This is a genomic window from Pseudomonas sp. H3(2019), assembly GCF_007713465.1.
In the GTDB taxonomy this organism is placed as follows: Bacteria; Pseudomonadota; Gammaproteobacteria; order Pseudomonadales; family Pseudomonadaceae; genus Aquipseudomonas.
This window is the reverse complement of record NZ_VMSG01000047.1, coordinates 1-3,307: the sequence shown is the minus strand read 5'-3', so window position 1 is coordinate 3,307 and position 3,307 is coordinate 1. Positions and strand designations below refer to the sequence as shown.

3 protein-coding genes and 1 pseudogene are annotated in these 3,307 nt (G+C 57.0%); 1 reads left to right on the top strand and 3 read right to left on the bottom strand.

All coding sequences use genetic code 11. From position 1 onward, the window contains the following. Positions 1-647 (top strand): annotated as a pseudogene (locus FPT12_RS27540) (type VI secretion system tip protein VgrG); the annotation flags it as partial. A gap of 15 nt (positions 648-662) precedes the next feature. Here FPT12_RS27540 and FPT12_RS27535 read toward each other — a convergent pair. Genes FPT12_RS27535 through FPT12_RS27525 form a run of 3 tightly spaced genes read right to left on the bottom strand, consistent with a single transcriptional unit; the run spans position 663 to position 2,977 of the window. After that, positions 663-1,196 (bottom strand): hypothetical protein, encoded by a 534-nt coding sequence (locus FPT12_RS27535; protein ID WP_145022778.1) that lies wholly within the window; start codon positions 1,194-1,196, stop codon positions 663-665. Next, on the bottom strand, positions 1,193-2,488 hold the full coding sequence (locus FPT12_RS27530; RefSeq protein WP_145022775.1) for a PAAR domain-containing protein: 1,296 nt from the start codon (positions 2,486-2,488) through the stop codon (positions 1,193-1,195). The genes FPT12_RS27535 and FPT12_RS27530 overlap by 4 nt, the downstream gene beginning before the upstream one ends. Positions 2,489-2,542: 54 nt before the next feature. Next, positions 2,543-2,977: a DUF1795 domain-containing protein gene (locus FPT12_RS27525; RefSeq protein ID WP_145022772.1), complete on the bottom strand. Its 435-nt coding sequence runs from the start codon at positions 2,975-2,977 to the stop codon at positions 2,543-2,545. Positions 2,978-3,307 lie beyond the last annotated feature (330 nt).

The following is a 3,307-nucleotide window of genomic DNA, read 5'->3' as shown; positions in this document are numbered from 1 at the left end:
AGGAAGTGATCGTCAGCTTCCTCGAAGGCGACCCGGACCGGCCGATCATCACCGGCCGCGTCTACAACGCCGAACAGACCGTGCCCTACGACCTGCCGGAAAACGCCACCCAGAGCGGCATGAAAAGCCGTTCGAGCAAGGGCGGCACACCGGCGAATTTCAACGAAATCCGCATGGAAGACAAAAAAGGCGCCGAGCAGCTGTACATCCATGCCGAGCGCAATCAGGACATCGTGGTCGAGGTCGATGAAAGCCATTCGGTGGGCCACGACCGCAACAAGAGCATCGGGCATAACGAGACGGTGCGCATCGGTGAAGACCGCCTCCGGGCAGTACAGCGCAACGATGCCTTGCATGTCGGAGGAACCAAGATCGACAGCGTCAGCACCCAATACCTCATGGAGGCGGGATCGCAAATTCGACTGGTCTGCGGCAAAAGCGTGTTGGAATTCAATGCCAGTGGCGAGATCAACATCTCGGGTACAGCGTTCAATATCTACGCCAGCGGCAATGGCAACATCGACACCGGCGGCCGTTTGGACCTCAACTCCGGAGGCGCAAGCGAAGTGGACCCCAAAGGTAAAGGCATCAAGGGTGTGATTGATGCGGCGGTAAAAGCGTTGTTCCCGGTAAGGGCCAAGGGCTGATTGAAGTCTCGAACGTCAGGGATTGGCAGGCACGAAGTCCGGTCCTCCAAGCTTGTCCCTGACGTTCAAGGCGGTACGCATCAACGGCTCCCATAAACCGTTCTGGCTGTTCCAAGTGCCACCCGCCCAACGTGTATCCAGGATAAGCGCTGCCTTATTGATCTCAAGCTGCCTCTGAAGGGCCAAGGCCACGGCCCCCATGTCGATTTCGAACAGCTCGGCATAGAGCCCCTCGGGCTGTGCGCGCTTTTTGCTCAGGCAAAATCGGTAATACCAAACCCAGCCCGCTGCGGCATAGATCGCCCGATTACGATCGGGGTAGGTCGCGAGAATCTTGAGTAAAGCCGCCACGAAGCGTGCGGGGAAGTTGGCATCGCGAGTCTGCTGCCAGTAACGCAACACCAGCAAATCGAAGGCCGCGACGATATTCTGCGGTTCCTCGTAGTCGTTTTTGGCTTCTTGAAAGTAAAACGGCTCGCCTACAAGGAATTTATCCAATTCGTCATTGGCCAGGGCAAGCAGCAATACATTGTCTGGATGGGTACTCATTGAATTCTCACTACATCAGGGTTCGCGAGCAGAAAATCGATGTCGTTCTGGTGTGGAATGCCCACCTTATCCAATACCGCCTCGCGCATGCCACCCGGATGGGTCAGGCCGCCAGGACGCCATAGCGGGTTCGCTCCCCGCTCGTTACCGCTTGGCATGACCACCTTGGGATTGTTCAGGTCCATCATGTAAATTTCCTTGCCGGCAAAAGAGCCCGGGTCATAGCCCAGGGCAGACTCCAAAAGTGAAAGATCGCCGGTCTTTTTAAATTCGCCGACCACACCGTGCAGGTCTGATTTGGCCATGACGTACTTGGTGTCGCTAAAGGTCGTGTACATGGGGTTGGCAATATCATCCGGGGTAAATAGAAACGCACCGCCTTCATCCTGGAAGACCTTAAGATGCTTGTCGATATAGGAAGCCTCAAGGTACTCAGAGGGATCCGGCCGGCTGGACTTGGGAATCGCAACGATATCGTCTGCCGTGTAACCCGGTTTGAAGCTCACCGAGCGTGGCTTGGGCGCAGCACCGATTTTTGCAATTTTCGGGCCCAGGCCCAAAAGCGCCAACCCAGCGACACCCTGCAGCAGATCCCGATAACCGGGCCCCAAGCGATCACCCAAATCCCCTAGCAACGCCATGCCAGCCATCATCGTGCCGCCAATCACCACGAAACCGGCTAACGCGGCAAGGCCCGCCATGGCCGCGAGTATTGCAGCCCCACCCATGGCCAGCAATCCCAGTGCTTCCAACCCGGTATGCATCCACCCCTCGATATCCAGGACAAACGCCACCGACACCGTTGGCCCGCCGATAAACGTATTGGGGCTGCCGCTCTTGATATGAGCACCGCAAACCATTTTGCTGTGCAAGCGTGCTGCCGGTTTGCCGTTGATGAACACCGTGGCACTGCCTTCAGCGATCAATACCGGAAAGGGCCATATAGGATGATTCATCGGCAGCCCGGAGCAGCTGGAAGCGACGTCCTCTCCCGCTCTCATGGCATTGAAGCTGTTGATATAGACATTGAAACTGCCCATCTGCAACTTGCCCGTGGTGGGCTCGGGCAAATTGAAGATGGTAGAAAGCCCCTTGACGACCTGGAACATCGACAAGCCGCCGGCCGCGATCGAGCCGGCAAAAATGGCCACCGCCACGCCGCCGGTGGCGACGGTCGCGGCGATGACCGCAGCACCGATCAAGGCGCCCGCCACGGCACCGGCGACCATCGCTGCGATCCCGAACCCATGGGCTATTTCGTCACCCAGACGTGCTGCAGCCTGTGCATCCATTGCGCGCATCTACCTTACTGATGTGTATGACTGCTCAGTGGGACGTATGGATGCTCAGATGATTGGAGGCTGTGGCTTGAACGAATGCATCGCCAGCTTCCAGGCCTGCTCGTGATAGGCGAAGTCATTCGGTGTCGTGGTCAAGGTGGTGATCAGCACGGACGGTTTACGCTCGATGAACACCTGGCGCAGCATCAGTTCGCGCCCCTCGCGTTGCCAGGTGTAATCCAGCAATGTGGCGGTATGCCCTTGCAGCACCGTGTCCCAGCGCTGAACCAGCTTGAAACCCGGCAGTTGCTGCTCCGCACTTTTGAGTTGGCGGTCCACGTATTCTGCAAATGGCGCGTCGCCCTGGGTAGCATCGCGACTGATGACGAAACTGGCTTCTTTAGCAGGGCCGACTGCTGGCAGCTTAAAAATATTGATGCTCTGGTCCTGCCAGGTATCGGGGATTTCGAGATCGGCTTCTTGTATGCGGTAAGAGGTCACAGTAATCGCTTTCCATAGACGTGAGGTGACGCGCAGGGGAGCAGATATTCAGGTAATGCCTGGCAACAATCAAGAGCCTGGTTCCTCTCCCCCAAGTAACGAACTACATTATGACTTCAGCGCCACCGCCCTTGGCGGTCGCGCGTCTCTGTGCGAACTGCCGAAGGCCGCAATCTCTTGATCTTTAAAGTCAAAAGGCTGCAATCTTCGGCAGCGTCAAAAGGATTGCGGCAGCGAATAAGGACATCCCATGTTATTCAACCAAGCCTCACGCTTGGCAAAAATCACCAGCCCCCTGGGGCCAGAGGTGCTGTTGCTCAAAGACATGGG

What these genes read in the sequence shown, in the direction of transcription:
- FPT12_RS27530 (WP_145022775.1), bottom strand. Translation starts at nt 2,488, where the DNA reads ATGGATGCACAGGCTGCAGCACGTCTGGGTGACGAAATAGCCCATGGG.
- FPT12_RS27535 (WP_145022778.1), bottom strand. Translation starts at nt 1,196, where the DNA reads ATGAGTACCCATCCAGACAATGTATTGCTGCTTGCCCTGGCCAATGAC.